Below are 25,664 nucleotides of genomic sequence, written 5' to 3' on the forward strand. Positions count from 1 at the left end.
CCGCCAGGCCGCCCCATCGGCCCGGCGGCCCCGACAACCGCTGCCAGCCCTGCAAGGAGCACCGCCGTGTCAACGGCCGTACCACCTTCGTCCTCCGCCTCATCCGCTGCCGCCTCATCCGCTGCCGTCCCGTCCTCCGCCGCCTCGTCCACCGCCGCCGTACCGGACACACCGGCCTTCGGCTCCGCCGAACTGCTGCTGCCCGGCGTCGTCCGGGTGGACCGGGACCCCGCCGTCCCGCAGCGGGCCGCCGTCGCCGAGAGCGGGCAGCCCCGCCGGCGCACCGCCTTCCGCCCCGACATCGAGGGGCTGCGCGGCGTCGCCGTGCTCTCCGTCCTCGCGTTCCACTCCGCCGTCCCCGGTCTGACCGGCGGCTTCGTCGGCGTCGACGTCTTCTTCGTCATCTCCGGCTTCCTGATCACCGGCATGCTGGTCGGCCGGCCGCTCGGCCTGTGGGACTTCGCCGCCCGCCGGGCCCGGCGCATCCTGCCCGCCGCGGCCACCGTGCTGGTCGCCACCGCCGTCGCCGGCGGCGCGCTGCTCGACCCGCTGCGCGGCACCGACCTCGCCCGCGACCTGATCGCCTCCGCCGGCCAGTTCGCCAACTGGCGCTTCGTCGGCCAGCAGACCGACTACCTGGCCGCCGAACGCGACCCCAGCCCGCTGCAGCACTTCTGGTCGCTGGGCGTGGAGAACCAGTTCTACCTGCTCTGGGGCGTCCTGCTGCTCGGCCTCGCCCGCTACCTGCACGGGCGCCGCCGCACGCTGGCGATCACCCTCGCCACGGTGGCCGTCGGCGGCGTCTCGCTGGTCCTGTGCCTGCGCTGGACCGCCACCTCCGCGCCGCTCGCCTACTTCTCCACCGGCAGCCGGCTCTGGGAGTTCGCGGCCGGGGCCTGCGCGGCGCTGGCCGGCGCGGCGCTCGCCTCCCGCACCGAGCGGCGCCCGGTGCTGTGGACGCTGCGGTTGACCGGCTGGCTGGGCCTCGCGGCCGTGCTCGCACCGGTCGTCCTGTACGACCGCAGCACGCCGTTCCCCGGCGCCGCCGCGCTGCTGCCCGTCCTCGGCACCGCCGCCGTGCTGCTCGCCGGACAGGGCTCCCTCGGCGCCGCCGACGCCGGACGGCTGCTCGCCACCCGCCCGCTGCGCGCCGCCGGACGGCTCTCGTACGCCTGGTACCTCTGGCACTGGCCGGTGCTGACCATCGCCCAGGCCCGGTACGGCACGCTGCCCTGGACCACGCTGCTCGCGCTCACCGCCGCCAGCGCGCTGCCCGCCTGGCTCACCATGCGGCTGGTCGAGCAGCCGCTGCGGTACGGCAGCAGCCCGGCGCCCCGGCGCGGGCTCGCGGTCGGCGCCAGCGCCCTGGTCATCCCGCTGATCGCCGCGCTCACCCTCGGCGGCGGCACCGTACGGGCCCTCGGCGACCCGGCCTCCGGCACCCTGGCGGCCCCCGCCGGGGCCCCCGACGGCCCCGGCCTGCTCGCCCCCGGCACCCGGGTGCTCGCCCTGACGCCCTCGCTCGCCCGGGCCAGGGAGGACTTCCCGCCCGGCAAGGGCTGCGAGATCCCGCTCAACGCCGACAGCAGCCCGCGCTGCCTGTTCGGCGCCGAGGACAGCCCCGACCGGATCGTGCTGCTCGGCGACTCGCACGCCGGGCAGTGGATCTCCTCCGCCCTCGCGCTCGCCGAGCAGCGGCACTGGGCTCTGGAGGTCCTGGTCAAGCCCGGCTGCCCGCTGGCCACCCTCACCGTGCGCAACAACGTGCTCGGCCGCACCTTCGAGGAGTGCGACCGCTGGCGCGAGAACACCCTCACCCGGCTGACCTCGGGGCCCAAGCCGCGGCTGGTCCTGATGGCGGGCCTCAACCGTTACGGCAGCCAGGAGGAGCGCGCCGAGGGCTGGACCCGCACGTTCGACCGGCTCACCGCGCTCGGCGCCCCGCTCGCCTACCTCGGCGACACCCCGATGCCCGGCAAGGACATCCCGACCTGCCTGGCCGCCTCCGACGGGCGCTCGGACGCCTGCGCCTTCCCGCGTGACACCGCCTTCGAGCCCGACCCGGTGCTGGACGGCGGGCTGGCGGCCCGGTACGGGGTGCGGACCCTGGACCTCGGTCCGCTGCTCTGCCCCGGCGCCGGGGCGTCCTGCCCCGCGGTGCTGGAGGGCGTGGTGCTGTACCGGGACACCGGGCACATCACCGACACCCTGGCGCGGGTGCTGGCGCCCAGGCTGGACAAGGGGCTGCTGGGGACGCCCGGGCCCGAGGGCGCGCCGGTCGCCCCCGGCACCCCGGGTGCCGAGGCCGGCCCCGGCGCCTCGTCGGCCCCCGGCGCTTCGGCGGTGGCTCAGCCGTAGACGCTGTGGCAGAGCCGGGACTGCTCGGACCCGGCCGGCCACCTGCCCGCCCGCTCGGCCTGGTCGCAGATGCCGCCCCGGCCGCCGCCCGACCCCGCCGCGTCCGTCCCGGAACCCGTCGGGGCGGGCGCGGCCGACGGGACGCGGGGCGGCGCGGCCGTGTGCGGGCTGTGCGCGGGCTTGGGCCGCGGGCTCGTGGTGGCGTGCTGGGCGTCGGCGACGGCCGAGGCCGGGGCCGAGGCGTGGACCGTGGGCGTGGCCGCCATCACGCCCAGGCCGGCCGCCGGGACCGCCGCCCCCGGGGTGGGCGCCGGCAGCGGCGAGGGCGCGGGCGTCGCGGGCGACGGGGTGACCGGCAGCAGGGGCGTCTCCGGATCCGTGGCCGAGGCCGAGGGCGAGACGTCCGGCAGTGCCGTCAACTGCGTCTCGTCACCCGACCCGGGCCCGCACATCACCAGGACGGAGGCCAGCGCGGCGCCCGTCCCGACCATCGCGGCCGTCCAGGCCCTGCGCGAGAGACGCCTCGGCGGCGGAGGCGCGAAGGGCGGGGTGTGCAGGGGAACCGGCGGGGGCTGCCAAGCGTTCTGCGGCCACTGCCACTGCCCTCCGGTGGGCTGCCCAGTCATGTGCTCGTCCTTCCAGCGGCCCCCCGGCGACCCCCCTCGAACGTTTCCGTGCTCAACGAGCGCACCGACGCCGGGACATGACCCGGAAGAGGGGTTTGGACAGGCGTTGATTGCCACCGCCGCACATGCTGGGGGGCATGGAGACCAACAGCACGTCCACACCCCTGGTCGAGGTGGCCGAGTTCGGCGCCGACAACCGCTACCGCCTGGTCCACTTCGAGGGCCATGACTGGGAGCCGCTCGAACGGGAGGAGTTCGAGCCACGCGTCCACCAGCTCTTCCCCGGCCTCGACCCGCACGATCCGCAGCGGGTCCACTGGGCCGACCACCCCTGGGAGTGGCCCAGCTGGCACCCCGGCGAAGCCTGAGCCGGTCCGGCCGGCGGTGACCTCCTTCGCGCGGGCGGTGCGTTCGTTACGCTGAGCGGGTGAATGTGGATCACTTCTGGTGCCGCCTGCCCGGCCAGGCCGTGGACACCTGCTCGTCAGCGCCGGCCTCGGCCGGCGGCGCGGTGCTCGTCCGGGAGCCGCGGTGAACGCCCCGAGCTGCCCGGCCGGCACCGCCGGCTACGGCGAGGAGGCCGCACGACTCGTCGTCCAGTACGAGGGCGTGACCTTCGCCGAGGTGCACCGCGAGCTGCTCCACCACTACCCTTCGCCGCCCGCCGCCGTCCTCGACGTCGGCGCCGGCACCGGCCGCGACGCGGCCGCCCTGGCCGCCCTCGGCCACCGGGTGGTCGCCGTCGAGCCGACCCCCGAACTGCGCGCCGCCGGCGAGCGGTTGCACGCCGGCACGGGCGTCCGCTGGGTCGCCGACGCCCTGCCGGGACTCCCGCTGCTGGCCGCCGAGGGCGAGCGCTACGACCTCGTGCTGCTCACCGCCGTCTGGATGCACCTCGCCCCCGACGAGCGTCCGCCCGCCATGGCCGCCCTCACCCGCCTGCTCGCTCCCGCCGGCCGCCTCGCCCTCACCCTGCGGCACGGGCCCGTCCCGCCCGGCCGCCACATGTTCGACCTCCCGCCCGAGCCCACCATCGCCCTCGCCGCCGGCCACGGCCTGCGCCTGCGCCACCGCGCCACCCGCCCCGACCTGCACGGGAGGGGCGGGGTGCACTGGTCGCTGCTGCTCTTCGAACGGGACGAGGAGGGTGAGGGTCAGCGGCACGGTGGCTGGTAGGGCGTGCCGGGCAGGTACTGCTCCCACTGCTCGCGGGTGATGGTGCCGCCCACGGCCGCGCACAGCCGCCGGGTGATCCGGTCGATGTCGGTGTCGACGAGGTAGACGCGGCTCTTCACGCCGTCGGCGGTCACGTCGTTGACGAGCAGGCTGCTTCCGTCGGGGTCGAATCCCACGTGTGCGACCGAGCGAGGAACGGTGAAGGTGCCGAGCCTGTCCGCGGTTCGCGGATTCCCGACCTGCCACAGGTGGACCTGCCCCAGGTCGGGGTCGGACTTCCGGACCGTCCCGGACACGCTGACGAGCAGCCGGTCGTCGCGGCTGAACGCGACCGTGTAGTGCCGTTCGACCGCGAGGGACCTGACCTTGACCGGGTGGTGGATGTCGGCGATCTCCCAGAGCTCGATGGCCTTGTCGGTCGCCACCGCGAGGGTCCGCCCGTCGTGGCCGACCGCGAGATCGTGGACGACGGCCTTGGGCAGTTCGCCGTGGGCGGGGTGCTGGGGGTCGTTCAGGTCCCAGAGCCGGATGGTCCTGGGCACGGATCGGCCGCCCACGTCGATCGGCGGGGCAGCGCGGGGGTGGCGGGGGTCGGCGAGGTCCCACAGCTGTGGCAGCCCGACGTCGCTGAACGCGAGCAGGGCGTGGTCGCTGACCGCGTGGACGACCCCGCCGTTCGCAACCGTCAGAGTGCCCGCCGGGTGTGCGGAGTAGGCCCCGCTCGTCCGCCACAGCCGGAGCGTCCGATCGGCTGGATAATCGGTATCGGACTCCCAGGCCAGGACGCGGCCGTCCTCGGTGAAAACGCCGAACGCACCCGTGTCGGTGAGCACCGAGGCGGGGGCGGGGTGCCAGCGCATGACGTCCGTCCCGTCGGTCGCGCCGAGCAGGGACGCGGGTTCGTCGCCGACCGCCACCGCATTGGTCTTCCCCGACGTGGGATAGCCGGCCACGAGGACCGGGCGCTGGTCAGGCCGGAGGCGGTCCCGCCGGCGCCGACCGCGACGGTGAGCACGTCCGCGACGGTGCCCAGCGTGCCGGGCGGCGGTGGCGCGCCGACCGTCCCGACGCGCCCGTACGGCCCGGCCTCGGCCCGCAGCCAGGACAGCAGGGAGGCGAGGGCGCCCCGGTCGTCGGCGTCGTCCACCCGGATCGTCAGCGCCTCATCCACGGTTTCCCCCAGCGGTGTCGCGGCGAACTGTCTGACCCAGCGTCACAAACTTGACCGGGCGGCATCAAATGCCCAGGTGGGGGCCGTCGCGGAGGAGGGAACGTTCATCATCATGTGCATGCGGCTTCGGGGCTGCTGCCATGCACTCTGGCCGTGTCACGGTCGGTCACTCTTAGTATGATCAGGCCAATAGTGCGTCGGCGTCGGATGTGTATGACAGAGGGTGGCCGCTTCCTCGGCCGGTCGTGGGCGCTATTGAGAAGTGCGCGGACCGGAAAGGCCTGGGCCAGGCCGAGCCTTCCGCAGCCGGCGCCGTGTGAATGCATGGGCAAGGGGGAGTCGGACGTGAGTACGCCTGCGGCGAACGGGCAGTTCAGCTTGAGCAGTCAGGCCATGACCGGCGCGGTGGCGGCTTTGAACGGGATGGCTCTGAACAACCCGACCGTCGGCGCGGTTGCCGACGAGTCGACCAACGCAGCCACGACGGCGCACAGCGGCTGGGACACAGCGGGGGCGCTGCGGGCTGCTCTCGCCGAGTGGCACAAGCAGGTGGCCGAGTTGACGGCGAGGTTGAACCAGAACAGCGCGGCGATGGAGCAGACCAACTTGAACTACCACAGCACCAACTTCTCCATCGCCGACGCAATGAACGGGAAGTGAGTCGTGCTGGGATACGAGGACGTTCTCAAGGCGAACCCCGGCACGCTCGCCATGGCGGCGGCCAAATGGCGCGAGATGGCCCAGAAGTTCCACACAGTGGAGTCCGACTTCGACCAGAAGGTGCTGTCCGTGACCCGCAACGGGCTGTGGACGGGCGGCACCGCCAGCATGGCGAACTTCCAGCTGATCGCCACCAAGGGGCAGATCACCGCCGCCCAGGTCGAGGCGAACGCCGTGGCCTCACTGCTCGATGACGCGAAGTCGGACTTCGAGGCCGCCCAGAAGCAGGTCCGCGCCGCCGCCGAGGGCGCCGTCAAGGCCGGCTTCAAGGTGACCGGCACCGGCGTCGCCGTCCTGGACACCAGCACGATGGACAAGGCGACCCTGGACGCGCTGCGTCACGACCGCGAGACCCGGGACGCCTACAACGAGGCCGCGGCCAAGTGGACCAAGGCCATCGAAGCCGGTCTGCAGGCGGCCGGCGACGCCGACATGCGGGCCGCGACCGCCCTGCGCAGTGCGTCAAAGGCCGGCAGCCAGGACAACACCTTCAACGGGCAGGCGGTTGGCGGTGGTGACGCTGCCGACGCGCAGCGCGCGGTCGCGCTCGTCACCAGGCTCGACAGCCTCAGCCCGGAGGAGCGGGAACAGTTGGCAAACCTGATGAAGGCGAACGCCGACAGCCCGCAGTTCTCGCAGCCCCTGCTGGACAAACTCGGTCCCGACGGCATGCTGAAGCTCGCGCAGCAGCTCGACGACCCGGGTAAGGACGGCGGGAAGAAGTCCTCCTACCCGGGGCTGCGGACCGACCTGACCAGGGCACTGGCCTCCGCCACCCAGGACCCGGGCAGCGACTTCTACAAGAAGTGGCGCGAGGGCATGAACGGGGCCGGGGAGAAGAACTTCGGCTCCAACACCGAACCGGTGTACGGCTACCAGATCCTCACGACCATGATGACCAAGGGCAACGCGAAATACTCCACGCCCTTTCTCACGGACCTCGCCGACGACATCACGGCCAGCGAAAAGAAGCACTCGGGCAAGTGGAGCTTCAAGGCCAACCACACCGGCAGCGCGCTCGGCGCCGACCCGCTGGACAATGTCCTGTCCGTGATGAGCCGTCAACCCGAGGCTGCGACGGCGTACCTGGACCCGGGCGCGGACGGTGCGAACAAGCGCCTGAACTACCTGATGAAGGAACGGCACTGGCCGGAGGGCTACCTGACCGGTTACACCACGATCAAGATGCCGGACCCGCTCGCGCAGAGCGGCCTCGCCGCCGCGATCGAGGCGGCCTCCACCGGTGAACCGGCCGGCAGCGCCCACGACGGCAAACACACCGAGGCGCAGGCCAGGGTCATGCACGACACGATCCTCACCCTGGACGAGGGCCAAGGCGGCGACAAGATCAAGGACACGCTGCGCCAGCCGCTCGCCAACGCTCTCGCCGACTACGTCGGGGACACCCACGAGCTGCTCAACGGACGCAACGACGTCTACGGCGCCCACACCGGGCACGACTCGGTGTGGAAGGACGGTGACACCGTACGCATGGCCGTTGGCCAGGACAGCCTGGTCCGGGTCATGCGCGGGCTCTCGGACGACCCGGCCGCCTATGGCGCGCTGCACAAGGCGGAGACCGGGCAGATCGCCCAGGACCTTGCGGGCCTCGGGCCCAACCCCGACCGTGACGCGGTGAAGGACGTGATGGGAAAGGGTGCGGCCGCGCTCGGCGTCTACGATGCCATCCGCGCCGACGCGGCGATGGACATGCGCGACGACAAGAACGCCGAGGCCGACTGGAAGGCCAAAATCCTCTACCACACGATCGGCGGTCCCATTACCCCGATCCCCGGGGTCGGCGACGCTGCCCAGCGCCTGGTCGACACCTGGACCTACGAGGTCAGCTTGAACGAGAAGGACCAGAACAACGCCGAGGCCAATGCCAAGATCTCGGACACCTACCTGGACGGCACCAAGGAGATGTCCGACCTGGTCGGCATCTGGGCCCGGGACCGGGGCGTGAACCCGGAGGACCACATGATCAACGGCCTTCAGGACGACGTCCTGAACACCCGCAACCGCAGCAGCGACGTCGCAGGCCGCTACCTCGGCAGGGGCAACGCCTGATGCCGGTCGTGGGCACTTCCCGCCGCGCCGCCGCCGTCCTCACCGCCCTGGTGGTGGCCGCGGTCGGCGTGGGCCTCTGGTGGACGTTCGGGCGCGACGACCCCGACCGTGACTGCGCCGGTCTGCGCGGCGACGAGCGCATCCGTACGGTGCTCGCCTCCGACTGGCGTTCCGACCTTCCGTGCGGCGACCTGGCCGGCCGACTGCGCGGGGCCACCACGGGCGACCGGCCCGGCGTCCACACCGTGGAGCAGGCCCGCGCCATGCGAGGCGTCGTCCTCGCGCTCGCGGATCGCAAGGACCACCACGTTCACCCGGATGTCCGCCGTCCGCTGGCCGAAGCCCTCGCGGACTACGCCTCCGACACCCACGCCGTCCTGTCCCTGGTCGACGCGGGCGACACGACGCACGCGGGGTCGAGCGACGGTGCCCGGCAGGACGGGCAGGGGGTCCACTTCTCCGTCGACCGGGGGGAGTTGGTCCGGGCATTGCGCGGTCTCTCGGAGGATCCGACCGCCTACGCCCTGCTGCGCACCGCCGACCTGCGGCGGGCCGCCGCAGGCTTCGCCGCGGTCGGGCCGAACCCGCCCGATGCCGAGATCGAGAACCAGGTGGGGCGTGCCGCCATGCCCGCCGGAGCCTTCGACGCGATCGCCGACGACGTGCTGCGCGGGCGCGGCGCCGACTCCCGACGTGAGTGGCAGAGCGAGGCGTTGAGTCGCTTGCGCGCCTCGGAGGGCGACCCGCCGCCGGACTACTCGGCCGACCCGGCCGGCCATCTGGCGGCCGCGTGCCTCGCCAGGGTGGATCCGGAGGACACGAGCGGCGTCGTCCAACTCCAGCGCCAGACCGTCGACCTGCTCAACCGGTGGTCCGAGGCCTCCCGCGCGAACCTCGATCCGCACAGGCTGGGGGTGCTCGGGGACCGCGCGTTGAACACTGCCCACGCCGGATCGCAGGAGGCGCGGAAGGCCCTCGGCTGACAGCGGCCTCGGTGAGGCTCCGGGGGTGGCCCCCGTGCGGGTGCGGTCAGCCGCCGAGCAGGTGGCGGACGGCGTGGCGGGCGTGGTCCAGTGGTTCGCGGCTGCGGCGGACGGAGGCGAGCAGGGCGGCGCCCTCCAGCAGGGCGAGTGCCTGGCCGGCGGCGGCCTCGGCCTTCGCCGGGCCGAAGCCCTCGCCCTCCAGCCGGACGGCCAGGACCCGTTGCCAGCCCGCGTACAGCTCGGCGCAGACCGTCCGCAGGGACTCGTTGGTGCCCGCCACCTCCAGGGCGACGGTGGCGATCGGGCAGCCGCTGGTGTAGCCGGAGAGCTCCAGGCGTTCGGCGAAGGCCTCGATCAGCCGCTCGGCGAGGGCGGCGGTGTCGGCGCCGCCGGCCGCCAGGGCGGCGAGCAGTGCCTCGACCTCCTGGCCGGCCTGGGTGAGCGCCGCTGCCACCAACTGGTCCTTGCCGCCGGGGAAGTGGAAGTAGAGCGAGCCGCGCGGGGCGCCGGTCGCGGCCACGATCCGGTTGAGGCCCGTCCCGGAGTAGCCCTGCGCCTCGATCAGTTCCCTGGTTCCGGCGATCAGCCGGGCCCGGGTCTGCTCGCCCTTGACTCCCATGCGGCGATGGTAGACCGGTCGTCAGATTCCTGTCGACGGCCCCTCCGCCCCCTGTCAGCAGCGCAGTTGGGGCGGGAAGCCGGTCCAGTGCAGCTCCTCGGGCAGGTGGCCCTGGTCGTTCACCAGCAGGACGGCGGGCGGCCGGCCCGGCGTGTAGCGCAGCACGGTCAGCGCCGCGTTGGCGGCGTTGACGCCGAGCCAGCGCCAGGCCGGGGCGTCCAGGGCGTGGCGCACCAGCCAGCCGACCAGGAACGCGTGGGTGACGACCAGTTCGTGCCGCTCCTCGCCGCCTGGCACCGGGCCGGTGAACCGCTCGACGGCCCGCTGCGCCAGCAGCGCGCCCTCCGTCCGTTCCCGCGCCGTGGTGCCCGCGAGACGGTTCAGCAGGAACTCGGCGCAGTCCTCCGGCAGTTCGCTCCGCTGCGGGACGTACGGGACGAAGTCCCCGGCCTCCTCGCACACCGCCGGCCGCACGCCGTCCAGCTGCTCCACGACCAGCCGCGCGGTCTCGGCGGCCCGGGGCAGCGGGCCGTGGTGCAGCACCGACACCGGGCGGCCGGCCAGCCGCCGGCCCAGCAGGGCGGCCTGCCGGCGCCCGGTGGCGGTGAGCCCGCTGCCGTCGCCTTCGGACGCGGCCTCGCCGTGGCGGGCCAGGTAGAGGTAGCGGGTGGCGCGGTCGGTCATGCTCGGGGGCTCCTCACGGTGGACGGTGATCACGTCGTCCCCCAGCGACGCGCGGCGGGCCCGTCCCGGTTCCGGTTCAGCCCGTGTGGGCCTCGTCCAGCAGCGCCAGCTCCTCCGCCGACAGCCGCAGCGCCCCGGCGGCGATGTTGTCCTCCAGGTGCGTCACGTCGCCGGTGCCGGGGATGGCCAGCACGTGCGGGCCGCGGTGCAGCGTCCAGGCCAGCCGTACCTGTGCGGTGCTCACCCCGCGCGCCTCGGCCACCGTCCGGACCTGGGCCGGCTCGGCGTCGCCGGCGCCGCCCTCCCGGCCGGCGCCGGCGATCGCGTAGAAGGGGACGAAGGCGATGCCCTGCTCCCCGCAGATCCGCAGCACCTCGTCCTGGGCCGGCGAGGCGCCGATGCCGTACGGGTTCTGCACGCAGACCACGGGCGCGATGGCCTGCGCCTCGGCGAGCTGGTGCGGGTGGACGTTGGACAGGCCCAGCCGGCGGATCAGCCCGGCCTGGCGCAACTCGGCGAGCGCGCCGAAGCGTTCGGCGACCGAGTCGGTGCCGAGGACGCGCAGGTTCACCAGGTCGAGGTGGTCGCGGCCGAGCTGGCGCAGGTTCTGTTCGACCTGGGCGCGCAGCTGCCCGGGCGTGCGGGCGTGCTCGGCCCACGCGCCGTCGACGCCGCGGCCGGGGCCGACCTTGGTGGCGATCACCAGGTCGTCGGAGTACGGCGCGAGGGCCCGGTTGATCAGCTCGTTGGCGGAGCGCAGCGGGGAGAAGTAGAAGGCCGCGGTGTCGATGTGGTCGACGCCCAGTTCGACCGCGCGGCGCAGCACCCGCAGGGCCCGCTCGCGGTCGCGCGGGACGGCGTGCGGGACGAGTGCGGGGCCGGTCTGCGGCAGGCGCATGGTGCCGAAGCCGATCCGGTGGACGGTGCGGTCACCGAGCCGCCAGGTGCCGGAGGCGGCGGCGGTCACGGTTGCGCCCACGGTCACGGTTGCGGCTACGGTCGCGGTTGCGGTGCTCGCGGAAGTCATAGCGGTCATGATCGCCACTCACCGGCCTGACCGCCAATGATGCGAAGAGCCGCCGCACGGCCGGGAGCCGTCCCCGCCGCAGGGTGCGGCGGGGACGGCTCGCGGAAGCCGCGGGCTTCCCGGGCCCGGAGCGGACGCCCGGTCGCGCCGCAATCAGCTGACGTTGACCCCGCTCCAGGCCGCCGCGACCGCGTTGTACTCGGTGCTGCCGGCGCCGTACAGGTCGCGGGCCGCGTTCAGCGAGGCGGTGCGGGCGCCCTTGTAGGTGGTGGTGGAGGTCATGTAGACGGTCAGCGCGCGGTACCAGATCCTGGCGACCTTGGCGTTGCCGATGCCGGCCACCGTGGAGCCGTTGCAGGTGGGGCTGTTGTAGGTGACGCCGTTGACGGTCTTGCTGCCGCTGCCCTCACTGGCCAGGTAGAACCAGTGGTTGCCGACGCCCGAGGAGAAGTGCACGTCGAGCTTGCCGACGCCGCTGCTCCAGCAGTCGGCCGAGCGGCCGTCCAGCGAGGGCTTGTCGAAGCGGCGCAGCCACGGCGGGGTGGACTGGTCGCTGAACAGGTAGTCGCCGGTGTCCACCGCGTTGTTGGCGTACCACTCGACCATGGTGCCGAAGATGTCGCTGGTGGACTCGTTGAGGCCGCCGGACTCGCCGCTGTAGCGCAGGTTGGCGGTGGCGCTGGTGACGCCGTGGGTCATCTCGTGGCCCATGGTGTCCAGGTCCACCTGCTCCGGGTCGGTGGTGCCGTCGCCGTCGCCGGTCATCATGCAGAAGCAGCTGTCGGACCACTGGGCGTTGTCCCAGTTCGTGCCGACGTGGACGAAGACGGTGGCGCCCTTGCCGTCGTTCTTGATGCCGCTGCGGCCGTGGACGTTCTTGTAGTAGTCGTACGTCCAGGCGGTGTTGGCGTGGGCGTCGACGGCGGCGGTGGAGCGGTCGGTGGAGAACTTCCTCCCGTCGCCCCAGACGTTGGTGGTGCTGGTGAACGGGGTGCCCGAGGAGGCCTTGAGCGCGGTCGAGGAGGCGTTGTTGGCGTCCTTGGTGATGTGTCCGCGGACCGGGTCGGTCAGGGTGTAGCCGCCGCCGGACTTGGCGGTGGTGTCGATGGTGATCCTGCCGGTGTACTCGGAGTTCCCGGTGCCGGCGGCCTGGTGCTCGGCGTCGTAGGCCTCGATCTGCTCGCCCGTGGTGGCGTCGGTGACGACCACCCTGCCGGCCGGTTCGCCGTGCTCGCCGCTGCCCTCGACGGTGGTGCGCCAGGCGAGGCGGGGCGTGCCGTCGGCGGCCCAGACGACCAGCTCGGGGGTGCTGACGGCGTCCTTGACGCCCGGGGCGGCGGCGAGCGCGCCGGCCGCGCCGGACTGCGGGGTCACCTTGGGGACGGTCGACTTCACGGCGGCGTCGTGGGCGGCCGCGCGGGAGGAGTCCTTGAGCCTGCCCTTGGCGTCCTGGTGGACGACGAGGTCGCCGCCGACCACCGGCAGGCCCTGGAAGGTGCGGTCGAAGCGCACGTGCGAGGCGCCGTCGGCGTCGAGGACGACGTCCTTGACCACGAGGGCCTGGTCGGCGCCGAAGCCGAACACCCCGGCGTTGTGGGTGACGTTGGCGCGGGCCTGGGATATCGCGGCCTCGCGCATGCCGGGGGCGGCGGAGGCGGTGGCGGCCGGGACGGTGGCGCCGGCGAGGGCGGCGACGATCGCGACGGCTCCGGCCACGCGGGCACGGCGGGAGGAGAGGGTGGGGGTCACGCTGACTCCAGTGGGGGTAGCTGTGCAGGGAAAGGAGTTGCGACCGAGATTGACGGGGGTCAGTCAGACTGAGCTAGAGGGAAGGTCATAACTTTGCCAAGTTGTGTCCTTGTCAATAAAGAAATGATCGGAAGTTAACAAGCCCTCTACAGTGCCGTCGTGACGATCGACTACCGCTGGCGCGGCCCGCTCACCGACCCCGAACTCGACGCCCTGCACACCGAGGGCTTCGGCGGCGCGGGAGACCCGCCCGCCGAACCCACCCCCTGGCGGGCCCGCCTGGAACGGCACAGCCTCGGCTGGGTCACCGCCCGCCGCACCGCCGACGGAGCCCTGGTCGGCTTCGTCAACCTGGCCTGGGACGGCGGCGCCCACGCCTTCCTGCTCGACACCGTGGTCTCCCCGGACACCCGCCGCCGGGGCGTCGCCACCCGGCTGGTCGCCGAGGCCGCCGACGGCGCCCGCGCGGCCGGCTGCACCTGGCTGCACGTCGACTTCGAGCCGCACCTGCGCCCCCTCTACCTCGACGCCTGCGGCCTGCGCGCCACCGACGCGGGCCTGTCGGCGCTCTGACGCACGCCCTAGGATTCCGCCCCATGGACGATTGGGTGGGGGCCTGGACCGGCGGCCGGGCGGCGGTCCACGTGGGCGACGTCGCGGACTTCGACGCGCAGTTCCTCCCGCCCGGCACCGGCCCGGCCCAGCGGTCGCGGCGGCTGCGGCAGGCCCACCACTACGCCTGCCTGGCCGCCTGCTACAGCCCAGAACCGGCCCTGCTGGTGCTGCCCGCCGAACTCGGGCCGGAGTGGACCGACTGGCTGGCCGGGGAGTTGGCCTGGGGCCCGGTCGAACTGCACGCCGGCCTGGCGCCGGACCGGCCGCTGTCCGAGGCCCTCGCCGCCCGCCCCGCCCTCGCGGCCGGGATCGCGGACTCCGGCCGCCCGGTGGTGCGGTGGGGCCGCACCGCCGCCCAGGGCGAGGGGCCGGAGCTCGCCGCCGTGCGCCGCTACGAGTCCAAGGCGGCCTCCCACGAGCTGTTCGCCGCCCTCGCCCCCGAGCACCCCGGCATCCGGCTGCCACGACAGGAGCGCCCGGACGGCCGCCGCGCCGCCGCCCGCCGGCTGACCGCCCGCGCCGTCCGGGGGCGGACCACCGTCCTGAAGAGCCCGTACGGCGTCGGCGGCTACGGCACCGTCGTCGTCGAGCCCGCCGACCTGTTCGCCGCGGGCGGCGGCGGGGCGCTGCTGCGCCGCCTGGTGCGCGCCGAAGTCCTGCCCGCCGAGGGCGGGTTGCTGCTGGAGGAGTACGTCGACCCGGGCCCGGCCGCCCGGCTGCGCGACCTCACCTACGACGCCCTGATCGCCCCGGACGGCACCGTCCACCCGGTCGGCGCGGGCGCCATGGAGGTGGCCGGCACCCGCTACCGGGGCGTCACCGTCGGCCCCGGGGCGGTGCCGCGGGGTGCCGCGGAACCGGCCCGCCGGTTCGTCCTCGCGGTGGGGGAGCGGCTCGCCGCCGAGGGCTACCGGGGCTGGTACGACGTCGACTTCGTCACCGACCGGCAGCGCCGGCTCGCCCCCACCGAGACCAACCTGCGGCTCACCGGGCCCGCCGTCGCCTTCATGCTGCGTGCCCGCCTCGACGCGGTGCGCGGCCCCGGCCACCTGGTCCGCACCCTGGACGCGATGCCGCTCGGCGCCCGGCTCGACCAGGCGGCGCTGTACGACCACCTGGAGCGGCTGCGGCCGCGCTGCGCCCGGCTCGGCGTCACCCTGCTGCCGCTGATCCCGACCGCGGGACGCGAGCCGGAGCCCACCGTCGGCCTCGCCCTGGCCGGGCGCGACGCCGAGGCGCTGGACGCGGCCGAGGCCCTGGTCGCGGCGGCCCACCACGCGCTGGCCGGGATGTTCGACGCGCTTCGCTGACTTGTCGTCATTTCCGTTCTTCGGAGCGCGGCTTGCACAGCAGGAAGACCACCACGACCAGTGCCGCCAGCATCAGTGAGACGTTGAAGGCGAACACCATCGCCGTCTCGCGCGGCCAGTCGGTCGCCGAGGTGAGCCGGTAGAGGTTGTCCTGCGGCCACCAGTTGAGGAGCAGCCAGCCCACCGCGAGGTGGGTGGGCAGCGACAGCCAGAGCGGGCGGCCCTGGCGCAGCAGCGGGGGGAGGCCGAAGGAGAGGAAGGCCAGCCCGGCGCCGAACGCCAGGTCCTCGCACAGGTAGAGCAGCCGGAACCCGGCGCGGTAGCCGTGCGGCACGGCGGAGAGGTCGGTCGAGCCGGGGAAGAAGGCGTCGGTGGTCAGCAGGGCGAAGAGTGCCCCGAACGCCACCACCAGCGCCACCCCGCAGCCCAGCGGCGCGTCCTCGCCCCCGGCACCCCCGAACTTGCCGCCACCACCGCTGCGGCGGGTGTCGTGCCCCGGCGGGGCGGGCAGCGGCAGCGCCGCCCGGTCCAGCTTGCCCGCCCGGGTACGTGGCAGTTCGGGCACCGGGACGACGGCGTCCGGCACCGATCGGCCCTGGAGCCGGCTCCGCAGGTACTGGGAGAGCGACCAGCCGTCCGCCCCGTCCGCGCCGGGATCGGTCACCGCGTAGCCGACCAGCCGCCGTCTGCCCTCCCGCGGCTCGACCTCGACCACGACCGCCTCCCGGACCGCCGGGTGGCCGCGCAGCACGCCCTCGGCCAGGACCGCCGCCCGGACCCTGCTCGCCACCGAGGCCGCCGGCCGGGAGCCGAGCGGCCCGACCACCGTCGCCACCCGGGCGGCGAACTCCAGCTCGCCGTCGGGCCGCAGCCGCCCGAGGTCGCCGGTGCGCAGCACCCGTCCGTCCGGGTCGAAGCCGGCCCGGACGAAGCGCCGGGCGGTGTCCGAGGGCCGGTTCAGGTAGCCGCGGGCCAGGCCGGTGCCGCCGATCGCGATCTCGCCGAGCCGTCCGGGCGGCAGCGGCCTGCCGTCGGCCCCCAGCACGTACACCCGGGTGCCGGGGAAGGGGCGGCCGACCAGCGAGACCTTCTCGGCGCCCCCGGTGACGCCCGGGTCCCCGGCCTCGTACCAGGTGCTGTCCACGGTGGCCTCGGCCAGGCCGTAGACGTTCAGCACCCTGGTCCGCTCGCCGAGCAGGCGCTTGAGGGCCACCTGTTCGTCCAGGTACCACTTCTCGGCGCCGACGGTGAGCAGCCGCACCCCGGGCAGGGCGCCGCCGTCGGTGCCGCTCGTGCCGCCGGCGCTCAGCAGGGCGGTCAGCCGGCGCGCGGTGCGGACGTTCAGCTCCAGGACGGTGATCCGCTCGGCGGCGATCAGGGCGGGCAGCGCGCCGAGGTCGGCCTTGCGGTCCAGGGTGAGGTTGAACGGGGTGACGACCAGGGTGGCGCCGCTGCCCAGCGCGCGGACCCAGTCGGCGGTGAAGACGTCGAACTCCAGGCTCGCGGTCTGCAGGATCCGGTCCGCCTCGGTGAGCCCGTACACCGCGTGCCAGCCCCGGTAGGCGGCCAGCAGGTTGCGGTGCTCGATCAGTGCGCCGTTGGCCCGGCCGGTGGAGCCCGCGGTGTAGAAGACGCAGGCGAGGTCGGCCGGGGAGACCTCGGGCGGCTCGAACGGGGCCTCGGCGGGGGAGTGGGCGTCGACGCAGACCAGCGGCGCAGGGCCGGCGTCGCCCAGCCGGGAGCGGTGGCGCTGCTCGGTCACCACCAGGTCCGGTGCGGCGTCCGCCAGCACGTGCCGCAGCAGTGCGTCCGGCGCGCTCGGCTCCAGCGGCACGAACGCCGCACCCGCCTTCAGCACGGCCAGCAGCGCCACGTACACCTCGGTGCCGCGGCCCAGCGCGACCGCCGCCCGGCCGCCGGGGGCCAGGCCCCGCTCCGCCAGCACGGCGGCCAGCCGCCCGGCCCTGGAGTCCAGCTCCCCGTACGTCAGCTCCCGGTCGCCGCAACGCACGGCCACCGCCTCCGGCGCCCGTCGGGCCTGTAGTTCGACCAGTGCGTGCAGGGTGCCGGCCCGCTCCTCGGTCATCCTCGTCTCCCCCTCGCCACCGCTTCCCCCGGATCCCGGGGATTGCCCCGGATTCCCCTCGGAGGCACGATCCTCCCCCCAACTCCCGCCGGGCAACAGGGTTCTGGCGCGTCCAGCCCTCGGACAGCCGGGCCCGGCCCGGGCCGACGGTTGTACTCTGCACGCGGACGGACGGCGCCGGCCCGTCCGGTGCGGCGCCCCGCCAGAACCCCCTGCCCCGCCGCCGCGATCGGAGCCTCGCCATGAACTCGTCCGCCCCCGACTTCGACGGGCCGCTGCTGCGCACCCGGGACGTGGACGTCGTGCGCGACGGCCGGCACCTGCTGCGCGGGATCACCCTGGAGATCAGGCCCGGCGAGCACTGGGCGCTGCTCGGCCCCAACGGCGCGGGCAAGTCGACGCTGCTCGCGCTGCTCGGCGCGGTCTCCCACCCCACCCGGGGCGAGGTGGACGTGCTCGGCCGCCGGCTCGGCCGGGTGGACATCCGCGAGCTGCGCGCCCACCTCGGGCACGTCAACCCGCGCCACCCGCTGCGCTCGCCGCTGACCGTGCGCGAGGTGGTGCTCACCGGGCACACCAACACCATCGAGCCGGAGTTCCACCGCAAGCCCGACCCGGAGGCGGTGGAGCGGGCCGAGCAGCTGATCGAGACGCTCGGCATGGGCGCGATGGCCGGGGCCGCGTGGACCACCCTGTCCCAGGGCGAGCGCGGCCGGGCCCTGATCGCCAGGGCCCTGATGCCCAGCCCGCGGCTGCTGCTGCTCGACGAGCCCGCCACCGGGCTCGACCTGACCGCCCGCGAACTGCTGCTGGACAGCCTGGACCTGCTGCGCCACCAGCACCCGGAGCTGGCCAGCGTGCTGGTCACCCACCACCTGGAGGAGCTGCCGGAGAGCACCACCCACGCCCTGCTGCTGCGTGGCGGCGAGTGCGTGGCGGCCGGCCCGGTGGACGCGGTGATGACCACGGAGCTGATCAGCGAGACCTTCGGCCACCCGATCAGGATCAGCCGGCACGAGGGCCGCTGGACGGCCCGCGCGGCCGCCCGCCGGACGCCCGGCAGGTAAGGCTCCCGTCCGGCGAGGGGAGGTTACGCCCCCCTCGCCGGGCATGGTGAACCGCATGCGGGGAAGGCAACGGAAAGGTAATGGTTCGGGGGTGGGTATGGACGTCAATTCGTCCGTACGTAAGGTATGCCTTAGCTAAAAATGGTCTGCTGGTCCCCGGCCGGCCGCCCTGCCCAGGCACTCCCATGCCCTTTTCCGTTGGAGCCCGCATGTCCGCCCGTCGCCGTTCCACCGCAGCCGCGCTGCTCACCCTCGCCGTGGCGACCGCAGCCCTGGCCGGCTGCTCGGCCAAGAAGGACGACAAGGCCGCCTCGGACGCGGTCAAGGTGAACGCGACCGACACCGCCTGCGAGGTCTCCAAGACCAGCTTCCCGGCCGGCCACGTCGTGCTGGACATCAGCAACAAGGGCTCCAAGACCACCGAGGTCTACGTCTACGGCGACGGCGACAAGATCATCACCGAGCGCGAGAACATCGGCCCCGGCACCAAGGCCAGCATCAACGCCGAGATCAAGGCCGGCTCGTACGAGGTCGCCTGCAAGCCCGGCATGGTCGGCGACGGCATCCGCCAGAAGATCACGGTCACCGATGCGGGCGGCAGCGCCGCGGCCGCCGACCCGCGGCTGACCGCCGCCGTCGACGCCTACCGGAAGTACGCCCAGGAGCAGGCCGACGCCACCATCCCGGCCGTCGAGGCGTTCGCCGCCGCGATCAAGGCCGGCGACGTGGAGAAGGCCAAGTCGCTGTACGCGCCCTCGCGCACCGGCTGGGAGCGCACCGAGCCGGTCGCCGAGAGCTTCGGCGACGTCGACCCGAAGACGGACACCCGCGAGGACAAGCTGGAGCAGGGCCAGGAGTGGACCGGCTGGCACAAGCTGGAGAAGTCGCTCTGGGCCGACGCGAAGATCGGCGACGACGAGAAGAAGCTCGCCGACCAGCTGGTCACCGACCTCAAGGACTGGCAGAAGAAGATCCCCGAGGCCGAGATCACCGCGACCAGCATGGCCAACGGCGCCAAGGAGCTGCTGGACGAGGTCGCCACCAACAAGATCACCGGTGAGGAGGACCGCTACAGCCACACCGACCTGGCCGACTTCCAGGCCAACGTCGAGGGTGCGCAGAAGGCCTACGAGCTGCTGAAGCCGGTCGCCTCCGAGAAGGACCCGGAGCTGGCCAGGACGCTCGACTCCGAGTTCGCCGCCATCAACGCGCTGCTGGCCAAGTACAAGCAGGCCGACGGCACCTTCACCTCCTACGACAAGGTCACCGAGGCCGAGCGCAAGGCCTTCTCCGACGCGGTCAACTCGCTGGGCGAGCCGCTGTCGAAGCTGGCCGCCGCCGTGGTCGTCAAGTAAGGCGCCCCCAAGCACCACCCTCCACACCCCACCGACGCCGTGGCGGCCCGCGATCCGGGCGCCACGGCCGTCGTGGGTCAGCGCAGAGAAGTCCGGCACGAGCGCCGCGGCGCAGTCCGGCACAGCAGAAGGGCCCGCCCACCGATGGACACGGGGAACGAGCAGCAGAACGGGACGCCGGCCGCCACCGACGCCACCACGACCAGGAGCACGGTCAGCCGGCGCGCCGTCATCGGCTGGGCCGGCGCGGGCGTCGCGCTCGGCGCCGCCGCCGTCGGCTCGGTCGCCGCGGCCACCCGGCAGGACGACGCCGTCCCGGCCGCCGCCCAGGTCGGCGCCGAGGTGCCGTTCTACGGTGAGCACCAGGCGGGCGTCTCCACGCCCGTCCAGGACCGGCTGCACTTCGCCGCCTTCGACGTCTCCGAGAAGGCCACCAGGGAGTCCCTGGTCAAGCTGCTCAAGGAGTGGACCAAGGCGGCCGCCGCGATGACCGGCGGCCGCGAGGTCGGCACCGGCGCCGTGCCCGGCTCGGCGGAGGCGCCGCCGGACGACACCGGCGAGGCCCTCGGCCTGCCCGCCTCCAGGCTCACCCTGACCATCGGTTTCGGGCCGAGCCTGTTCGAGAAGTCCGGCCCGGACGGAACCACGGTCGACCGCTTCGGCCTCCAGGCCAAGCGCCCCGAGGCCCTGATCGACCTGCCGAACTTCAAGGGCGACAAGCTCGACCCCGCCCGCAGCGGCGGCGACCTCTGCGTCCAGGCCTGCGCCGACGACCCGCAGGTCGCCGTGCACGCGATCCGCAACCTGGCCCGGATCGGCATGGGGACCGTCAACATCCGCTGGTCGCAGCTCGGTTTCGGCAAGACCTCCTCGACCACTCCGGACCAGCAGACCCCGCGCAACCTGATGGGGTTCAAGGACGGCACCCACAACATCGCGGGCACCGACACCGGGAAGCTGTCCGACCACGTCTGGGCCGCCCCCGGCGACGGCCCGGAGTGGATGACCGGCGGCTCCTACCTGGTCGCCCGGCGGATCCGGATGCACGTCGAGACCTGGGACCGCGCCTCGCTCAAGGACCAGGAGGACACCTTCGGCCGTACCAAGGGCGAGGGCGCCCCGTACGGCAAGGTCAAGGAGCACGACGACCCCGACCTCAAGGCGATGCCCGCGGACTCGCACGTCGCGCTCGCCCACCCGGACGCCAACAGCGGCCTGATGATCCTGCGCCGCGGCTTCTCCTTCACCGACGGCACCGACGGCCTCGGCCGCCTGGACGCGGGGCTGTTCTTCCTCGCCTACCAGCGCGACACCCGCAAGGCCTTCGTCCCGCTCCAGCAGAAGCTCGCGGCGAGCGACAAGCTCAACGAGTACATCCAGCACGTCGGTTCCGCGCACTTCGCCTGCCCGGCGGGCGTGCGCAAGCCGGGGGAGTGGTGGGGCCAGGCCCTCTTCGGCTGACCCCTCCCCCTCCCCCCGTACCACCTCTCGACCCCCACCCAGGAGCCCGCGTGTTCGGCAACTACCTGATCGGCCTGCGCGAAGGCCTCGAAGCCAGCCTGGTCGTCTGCATCCTGATCGCCTACCTGGTCAAGACCGGCCGCAAGGACAAGCTGCCGCCGGTGTGGATCGGCGTCGCCTCGGCCGTGGGGCTCTCCATGGTCTTCGGCGCGGTCCTCCAGTTCGGCTCCTCGCAGCTCACCTTCGAGGCCCAGGAGGCGCTCGGCGGCACGCTGTCGATCATCTCGGTCGGTCTGGTGACCTGGATGGTCTTCTGGATGCGGCGCACCGCCCGGCACCTGAAGACCGAGCTGCACGGCAAGCTGGACGCGGCGATCGCGATGGGCACCACCGCGCTGGTGGTCACCGCCTTCCTGGCCGTCGGCCGCGAGGGCCTGGAGACCGCGCTGTTCATCTGGACGGCCGTGCAGGCCACCGAGGACGGCTGGAACCCGCTGGTCGGCGCCGCGCTCGGCCTGCTCACCTCGGTGGTGCTCGGCTGGCTGTTCTACCGGGGCGCGCTGAAGATCAACCTGGCCAAGTTCTTCACCTGGACCGGCGCGATGCTGGTCGTGGTCGCGGCCGGCGTCCTCGCCTACGGCGTGCACGACCTCCAGGAGGCCGGCTGGCTGCCCGGTCTGCACACCGTGGCCTTCGACATCTCCAGCACCATCCCGAAGGACAGCTGGTACGGCACCCTGCTGAAGGGCGTGTTCAACTTCCAGCCGGACCCGACGGTGCTCCAGATCGTGGTCTGGCTGCTCTACCTGGTGCCCACGCTGGCCGTGTTCTTCAACCTCATCGGCGGCGGCCGGGCCAAGCCCGCCCAGCCGGTGGCCGCCAAGCCGGCCGCCTGACCCGGCGGTTCGTCACCGCCGAGCCGGCCGCCTGACCGACCGGTTCCGCCGTCACCGCCCCGCCCGGCACTCGCCGGGCGGGGCGGTTTCGTATGAATGAGGCCGTCTTGGCGGGAAACCGGACAGGAAGGTACGGAAAGCGGTCACCTCGGGCGAACACGTGCCCCAGTGGAACCGTTCTGCCACGATCTTCGTACCAGGAGTGACAGCTCCTTGCCCTCGACCGACCCACCCATGGGGGGACCATGACCGTTCGCAGGCCCGCCGGATTAGCCGCAGTCGCCCTCGCCGCGACCGTACTGCTGACCGGGTGCGACGACGTGAAGTACACCGACGACAAACCGGGGGACCCGAAGGCGAACGCGACCGGGGCCGGCGTCCCCGCCGACCCGATGGCCGGCCAGGCGGCCGGATCGCGCTGCAAGGGCGACGAGATCAGCGCCACCGTGCAGGTCAAGGGCGTGGGCTCGGCGATGGTGACGATCAGGAACACGAGCGGCCGCAACTGCACCCTCTACGGGTACCCGGGCTTCGGCGGCCTGCGCGCCGACAACAGCGCGGACCCGCTCGCGGCCGGCCGCGAGGCGCACCCGGGGCCGCCGGTGCTGGTGACCCTGAAGCCCGGCAAGTCCGGCTACGCGGGCCTCAGGTGGAGCGCCTGCGAGAAGTCGGACACCGGCTGCCACGTGCTCACCGGCCTCCAGGTCACCGCGCCGGACGAGACCGCGCCGGTCACCGCCGAGGTGCTCGGCACCGACGGCAGGCCGGTCGGCGAGCTGCTGGTCTCCGCCGCCGGGCTGACCACCGGGACCCTGCAGCCGAACGGCGAGAAGGTGCTGTTCGGCTGACGCCGCCCGGCCGGTGCCGCCGCGGAGAGGCCCGTGCCGCCGCCGACCCGTGACGCGCCGGAGCCCCCGGGGCGGTTCCTGCGAACCGCCCCGGGGGCTCCGTGTTCCGTACTCCCGGACCGCTACTGGCTCTTGATCGAGTCCAGGATGTCCAGCTTCGCCGCCCGGTGGGCCGGCCAGAGCGCGGCCAGCAGGCCGATCACGGCGGCCGCGAGCAGGAAGGAGACGATCTGCACCGGCGGGACGACGGTGCTGATGCCCTTGAGGCTGTCCGCCAGCGTGCGCACGCCCGCCCAGGCGACCAGGATGCCGAGGCCGACACCCACCAGCCCGCCGAACAGTGCGATCAGCAGCGACTCCAGCCGGATCATCCGGCGGATGCCGAGCCGGTCCAGGCCGATCGCCCGCAGCATGCCGATCTCCCGGCGGCGCTCGAACACCGACATCGCCATGGTGTTGACCACGCCGAGCACCGCGATGACCACGGACATGCCGAGCAGGCCGTACATCATGTTCAGGATCCCGGTGATCATCTGGCGGCTCTCCGCCTTGATCTCCTTCTCGCCCTTGACCGCGATCAGCGGGTTGCCGCCGGTCGCGTCGCGCAGCGCCTGCTTCAGCTTCTCGGTCGCGCCGTCGGCACCCTTGACCAGGACCTTGTCCAGACCGGAGCCGGGCAGCGCGTGCGGGCCGACGACGGCCTCGGGGGCGACGACGTTGGCCAGTGCGCTGTTGGCCTCCAGGATGCCGCCGACGGTCAGCGAGCCCTTGGCGCCGTCCGGGTAGGTGACGGCGAGGGTGTCGCCGACCTTGTAGCCGGCCTTCTCGGCGCGGCCCGAACTGACCAGCAGCTTGCCCTGCTTGAGGGCGTCCGCGGAGCCCTCCTTGATCTTGATGGTGGCCAGCTGGTCGATGGTCGCGGCGTCCACCGCGGTCAGCCACTCGCTGTCCTCCCGGTCCTGGCCGATGTCGACCGGGACACCGCGCTCCGCACTGATCGCGGTGACGCCGGGCGCCTTGGCGAGCTGGGCGGCGACCTCGGGGGAGAGCGACGAGAAGTTCTGCATCGCGACCGTGTAGTCGGCCTTGAGGTCGGTCGCGGTGGCCTTGTCCACGGCCTGGTTGACGGAGGCGCCGATCACCGTCAGCGAGGTGATCAGGGTGACGCCGATGGTCAGCGCAGAGGCAGTGGCGGCGGTGCGGCGCGGGTTGCGGACCGCGTTCTCCTGGGCCAGCTTGCCCGGGGTGCCGTACACGGCCCGCAGCAGCGGGGCGAGCAGCGCGATCAGCGGCTTGGACAGCAGCGGGGTCAGCACGAACACGCCGATCAGCAGCGAACCGGCGCCGAGGCCGACCAGCTTGACCTCCTTGCCGCCCACACCGGCCGCCAGCGCGGCGGCGCCGGCCAGCGAGAACAGCAGGCCGATGGTGTTGCGGACCACCAGGCCCTTGTGGGTGGCGGGCTGCTCGGCCGAGCTCATCGCGGCCACCGGGGCGATCCGGGAGGCGCGGCGGGCGGGCAGCCAGGCGGCCAGGACGGTCACCAGGACGCCGACCGCGATCGCGGCGATCACGGTGCCCGGGGCGACGATCAGCGGGCCGTCCGGCAGGTTGGCCTCCATCGGGCCGTTGAGCAGGGACTTGAGCCCGACGGCGATCCCGATGCCGGCCAGCAGACCGGACACCGACGCGGTCAGGCCGATCAGCAGCGCCTCGATCAGCACCGAGCGGGTGATCTGGCGGCGGGTGGCGCCGACGGCGCGCAGCAGGGCCAGCTCCTTCGTCCGCTGGGCGACCAGCATGGTGAAGGTGTTGGCGATGATGAAGACGCCGACGAACAGCGCGATGCCCGCGAAGGCCAGCAGGAAGGTGCTCAGGAACTTGGTGCCCTGCTTGATCATCCGGTCCTGCTCGTCGGCGAGCTCGCGGCCGGTCTTCGCCTCGATCGTGTCGCCCTGCGGGACGGTCTGCTTGACGGCGGTGAGCAGCGCGGCGTCGTCGGTGCCCGGCTCGGCCCTGACGTCCAGTTCGGCGAAGCGCCCCGGGGTGAGGTAGAGCTGCTGGGCGGTGGCGGTGTCGAAGGCGGCCAGCGAGCCGCCGGCCATCACGCGCGGGTCGTTGGTGCGCACGGTGCCGGTGAGCTTGAGCTGCATCACCGGGCCGTTGACCGCGACCCGGACGGTGTCGCCGACCTTGTAGCCGCCCTTGTCGGCGGTCTTGGCGTCCAGCGCGATCTCGGTGGCGTCCTTCGGGCCGCGGCCCTCGACCAGCGGGTAGCGCGGGTCGGTGCCGTCGGCGCCCGGCACGAAGTTGGTGCCGGTGGTGGAGAAGCCGTTGCCGATCAGCGCGCCCTTCTTGTCGGCGATGCCGGCGAAGCCGCTGACCACGCCGCGGACTTCGGCGGTGCCCGGCAGCGCGGCGACCTTCTGCCTGGTCTCCTCGGTGAGGGTCGGGCCGTTGCCGGCTTGGCCGCGGTGGCCGCCGAAGGTGCTGCCGGCGGCCTCCTGGTCGCTGACCGTGACGGCGATGTCGGAGTAGCTCTTGGAGTTCTGGGTCCTGAGCGCGTTGCCGACGGTGTCGGAGAAGACCAGGGTGCCGGCCACGAAGGCGGTGCCGAGCATGACGGCCAGTACCGTCATCAGCAGTCGGCCCTTGTGGGCGAGCACATTGCGCAGTGCGGTGCGGAACATGGGGAGGTGTCAGTCCTGGGAGTACTCGGGGACGGGTGGCGTTTCGGGGCAGGGACTCAGCTGGTGCGGCCCTTGGCGTCGAAGCGGCGCATGCGGTCCAGGACGGTGTCGGCGGTGGGGTGGTGGAGTTCGTCGACGATGCGGCCGTCGGCG

The 25,664-nt window shown here is 73.4% G+C and carries 21 protein-coding genes and 2 pseudogenes; 13 read left to right on the forward strand and 10 right to left on the reverse strand.

Annotation, left to right across the window (positions count from 1 at the left end; genetic code table 11):
* Nucleotides 1-66: 66 nt before the first annotated feature.
* Nucleotides 67-2,358 (forward strand): acyltransferase family protein, encoded by a 2,292-nt coding sequence (locus ACZ7C5_RS35955; RefSeq protein WP_470324292.1) that lies wholly within the window; start codon nucleotides 67-69, stop codon nucleotides 2,356-2,358.
* Here the strand turns inward: ACZ7C5_RS35955 and ACZ7C5_RS35960 are convergent.
* Nucleotides 2,349-2,984: a hypothetical protein gene (locus ACZ7C5_RS35960; RefSeq protein WP_401092498.1), complete on the reverse strand. Its 636-nt coding sequence runs from the start codon at nucleotides 2,982-2,984 to the stop codon at nucleotides 2,349-2,351. The genes ACZ7C5_RS35955 and ACZ7C5_RS35960 overlap by 10 nt on opposite strands.
* 137 nt (nucleotides 2,985-3,121) lie before the next feature.
* Between ACZ7C5_RS35960 and ACZ7C5_RS35965 the strand changes: the two genes are divergently transcribed.
* Both ACZ7C5_RS35965 and ACZ7C5_RS35970 read left to right on the forward strand, forming a co-directional pair.
* On the forward strand, nucleotides 3,122-3,352 hold the full coding sequence (locus ACZ7C5_RS35965; RefSeq protein ID WP_188298919.1) for a hypothetical protein: 231 nt from the start codon (nucleotides 3,122-3,124) through the stop codon (nucleotides 3,350-3,352).
* A 163-nt stretch (nucleotides 3,353-3,515) separates the two neighbouring features.
* Nucleotides 3,516-4,160, forward strand: coding sequence for a class I SAM-dependent methyltransferase (locus ACZ7C5_RS35970; protein WP_401092499.1), 645 nt, complete (start codon nucleotides 3,516-3,518; stop codon nucleotides 4,158-4,160).
* Here the strand turns inward: ACZ7C5_RS35970 and ACZ7C5_RS35975 are convergent.
* Both ACZ7C5_RS35975 and ACZ7C5_RS35980 read right to left on the reverse strand, forming a co-directional pair.
* A complete protein-coding gene (locus ACZ7C5_RS35975) occupies nucleotides 4,139-5,077 on the reverse strand; it encodes a WD40 repeat domain-containing protein (RefSeq protein WP_470324297.1) in 939 nt (312 codons plus the stop codon). The two genes, ACZ7C5_RS35970 and ACZ7C5_RS35975, sit on opposite strands and share 22 nt — an antisense overlap.
* A 23-nt stretch (nucleotides 5,078-5,100) precedes the next feature.
* Nucleotides 5,101-5,331, reverse strand: a pseudogene (locus ACZ7C5_RS35980) (effector-associated constant component EACC1); the annotation flags it as partial.
* Nucleotides 5,332-5,676: 345 nt separating this feature from the next.
* Between ACZ7C5_RS35980 and ACZ7C5_RS35985 the strand changes: the two are divergent.
* The 3 genes from ACZ7C5_RS35985 to ACZ7C5_RS35995 are packed head-to-tail and all read left to right on the forward strand — an operon-like array spanning nucleotide 5,677 to nucleotide 9,104.
* Nucleotides 5,677-5,991, forward strand: a complete 315-nt coding sequence (locus ACZ7C5_RS35985) for a hypothetical protein (RefSeq protein WP_470324293.1) — start codon at nucleotides 5,677-5,679, stop codon at nucleotides 5,989-5,991.
* 3 nt (nucleotides 5,992-5,994) lie between these two features.
* Nucleotides 5,995-8,121, forward strand: coding sequence for a DUF6571 family protein (locus tag ACZ7C5_RS35990; RefSeq protein ID WP_470324294.1), 2,127 nt, complete (start codon nucleotides 5,995-5,997; stop codon nucleotides 8,119-8,121).
* An 8-nt stretch (nucleotides 8,122-8,129) separates the two neighbouring features.
* Entirely contained in the window at nucleotides 8,130-9,104 is a 975-nt protein-coding gene (locus ACZ7C5_RS35995; protein WP_470324295.1) for a hypothetical protein, read from the forward strand.
* A gap of 46 nt (nucleotides 9,105-9,150) precedes the next feature.
* Here the strand turns inward: ACZ7C5_RS35995 and ACZ7C5_RS36000 are convergent, their stop codons facing one another.
* The 4 genes from ACZ7C5_RS36000 to ACZ7C5_RS36015 all read right to left on the reverse strand — a co-directional run bounded on the left by ACZ7C5_RS36000 (nucleotide 9,151) and on the right by ACZ7C5_RS36015 (nucleotide 13,183).
* Entirely contained in the window at nucleotides 9,151-9,723 is a 573-nt protein-coding gene (locus ACZ7C5_RS36000; RefSeq protein ID WP_401092504.1) for a TetR/AcrR family transcriptional regulator, read from the reverse strand.
* Nucleotides 9,724-9,777: 54 nt separating this feature from the next.
* Nucleotides 9,778-10,407 (reverse strand): histidine phosphatase family protein, encoded by a 630-nt coding sequence (locus ACZ7C5_RS36005; RefSeq protein WP_401092505.1) that lies wholly within the window; start codon nucleotides 10,405-10,407, stop codon nucleotides 9,778-9,780.
* A 76-nt stretch (nucleotides 10,408-10,483) separates the two neighbouring features.
* Entirely contained in the window at nucleotides 10,484-11,434 is a 951-nt protein-coding gene (locus ACZ7C5_RS36010; RefSeq protein WP_470324296.1) for an aldo/keto reductase, read from the reverse strand.
* A 153-nt stretch (nucleotides 11,435-11,587) separates the two neighbouring features.
* On the reverse strand, nucleotides 11,588-13,183 hold the full coding sequence (locus tag ACZ7C5_RS36015) for a M4 family metallopeptidase (RefSeq protein WP_401092507.1): 1,596 nt from the start codon (nucleotides 13,181-13,183) through the stop codon (nucleotides 11,588-11,590).
* Between the two features lie 159 nt (nucleotides 13,184-13,342).
* Here ACZ7C5_RS36015 and ACZ7C5_RS36020 point away from each other — a divergent pair, with 159 nt between their 5' ends.
* Nucleotides 13,343-13,756: a GNAT family N-acetyltransferase gene (locus ACZ7C5_RS36020; RefSeq protein ID WP_401092508.1), complete on the forward strand. Its 414-nt coding sequence runs from the start codon at nucleotides 13,343-13,345 to the stop codon at nucleotides 13,754-13,756.
* Nucleotides 13,757-13,779: 23 nt separating this feature from the next.
* Complete coding sequence (locus tag ACZ7C5_RS36025; protein ID WP_401092509.1) at nucleotides 13,780-15,108, forward strand: hypothetical protein; 1,329 nt, start codon at nucleotides 13,780-13,782, stop codon at nucleotides 15,106-15,108.
* 7 nt (nucleotides 15,109-15,115) lie between these two features.
* Here the strand turns inward: ACZ7C5_RS36025 and ACZ7C5_RS36030 are convergent, their stop codons facing one another.
* Nucleotides 15,116-17,194, reverse strand: coding sequence for an amino acid adenylation domain-containing protein (locus tag ACZ7C5_RS36030; protein ID WP_401092510.1), 2,079 nt, complete (start codon nucleotides 17,192-17,194; stop codon nucleotides 15,116-15,118).
* Nucleotides 17,195-17,436: 242 nt separating this feature from the next.
* Here ACZ7C5_RS36030 and ACZ7C5_RS36035 point away from each other — a divergent pair, with 242 nt between their 5' ends.
* The 5 genes from ACZ7C5_RS36035 to ACZ7C5_RS36055 all read left to right on the forward strand — a co-directional run bounded on the left by ACZ7C5_RS36035 (nucleotide 17,437) and on the right by ACZ7C5_RS36055 (nucleotide 22,821).
* Nucleotides 17,437-18,261, forward strand: a complete 825-nt coding sequence (locus tag ACZ7C5_RS36035; protein WP_401092511.1) for an ABC transporter ATP-binding protein — start codon at nucleotides 17,437-17,439, stop codon at nucleotides 18,259-18,261.
* A 209-nt stretch (nucleotides 18,262-18,470) separates the two neighbouring features.
* Entirely contained in the window at nucleotides 18,471-19,616 is a 1,146-nt protein-coding gene (gene efeO / locus ACZ7C5_RS36040; RefSeq protein WP_401092512.1) for an iron uptake system protein EfeO, read from the forward strand.
* A gap of 144 nt (nucleotides 19,617-19,760) precedes the next feature.
* Nucleotides 19,761-21,077, forward strand: a complete 1,317-nt coding sequence (gene efeB / locus ACZ7C5_RS36045; RefSeq protein WP_401092513.1) for an iron uptake transporter deferrochelatase/peroxidase subunit — start codon at nucleotides 19,761-19,763, stop codon at nucleotides 21,075-21,077.
* Between the two features lie 50 nt (nucleotides 21,078-21,127).
* On the forward strand, nucleotides 21,128-21,973 hold the full coding sequence (efeU, locus tag ACZ7C5_RS36050) for an iron uptake transporter permease EfeU (protein WP_401092514.1): 846 nt from the start codon (nucleotides 21,128-21,130) through the stop codon (nucleotides 21,971-21,973).
* 245 nt (nucleotides 21,974-22,218) lie between these two features.
* Nucleotides 22,219-22,821: a DUF4232 domain-containing protein gene (locus ACZ7C5_RS36055; RefSeq protein ID WP_401092515.1), complete on the forward strand. Its 603-nt coding sequence runs from the start codon at nucleotides 22,219-22,221 to the stop codon at nucleotides 22,819-22,821.
* A gap of 122 nt (nucleotides 22,822-22,943) precedes the next feature.
* Here ACZ7C5_RS36055 and ACZ7C5_RS36060 read toward each other — a convergent pair whose 3' ends face one another.
* Complete coding sequence (locus ACZ7C5_RS36060; protein WP_401092516.1) at nucleotides 22,944-25,511, reverse strand: ABC transporter permease; 2,568 nt, start codon at nucleotides 25,509-25,511, stop codon at nucleotides 22,944-22,946.
* 56 nt (nucleotides 25,512-25,567) lie between these two features.
* A pseudogene (locus ACZ7C5_RS36065) lies at nucleotides 25,568-25,664 on the reverse strand (ABC transporter ATP-binding protein); the annotation flags it as partial.

This window comes from Kitasatospora sp. NPDC036993 (genome assembly GCF_055607525.1).

Bases quoted from the DNA above. Each gene is read 5' to 3' on its own strand.
- ACZ7C5_RS36005 (WP_401092505.1), bottom strand. From the start codon at position 10,407: ATGACCGACCGCGCCACCCGCTACCTCTACCTGGCCCGCCACGGCGAG.
- ACZ7C5_RS36025 (WP_401092509.1), top strand. From the start codon at position 13,780: ATGGACGATTGGGTGGGGGCCTGGACCGGCGGCCGGGCGGCGGTCCAC.
- ACZ7C5_RS36010 (WP_470324296.1), bottom strand. From the start codon at position 11,434: ATGACTTCCGCGAGCACCGCAACCGCGACCGTAGCCGCAACCGTGACC.
- ACZ7C5_RS36060 (WP_401092516.1), bottom strand. From the start codon at position 25,511: ATGTTCCGCACCGCACTGCGCAATGTGCTCGCCCACAAGGGCCGACTG.
- ACZ7C5_RS36030 (WP_401092510.1), bottom strand. From the start codon at position 17,194: ATGACCGAGGAGCGGGCCGGCACCCTGCACGCACTGGTCGAACTACAG.
- efeO (WP_401092512.1), top strand. From the start codon at position 18,471: ATGTCCGCCCGTCGCCGTTCCACCGCAGCCGCGCTGCTCACCCTCGCC.
- ACZ7C5_RS35965 (WP_188298919.1), top strand. From the start codon at position 3,122: ATGGAGACCAACAGCACGTCCACACCCCTGGTCGAGGTGGCCGAGTTC.
- efeB (WP_401092513.1), top strand. From the start codon at position 19,761: ATGGACACGGGGAACGAGCAGCAGAACGGGACGCCGGCCGCCACCGAC.
- ACZ7C5_RS36055 (WP_401092515.1), top strand. From the start codon at position 22,219: ATGACCGTTCGCAGGCCCGCCGGATTAGCCGCAGTCGCCCTCGCCGCG.
- ACZ7C5_RS36035 (WP_401092511.1), top strand. From the start codon at position 17,437: ATGAACTCGTCCGCCCCCGACTTCGACGGGCCGCTGCTGCGCACCCGG.
- ACZ7C5_RS35960 (WP_401092498.1), bottom strand. From the start codon at position 2,984: ATGACTGGGCAGCCCACCGGAGGGCAGTGGCAGTGGCCGCAGAACGCT.
- ACZ7C5_RS36000 (WP_401092504.1), bottom strand. From the start codon at position 9,723: ATGGGAGTCAAGGGCGAGCAGACCCGGGCCCGGCTGATCGCCGGAACC.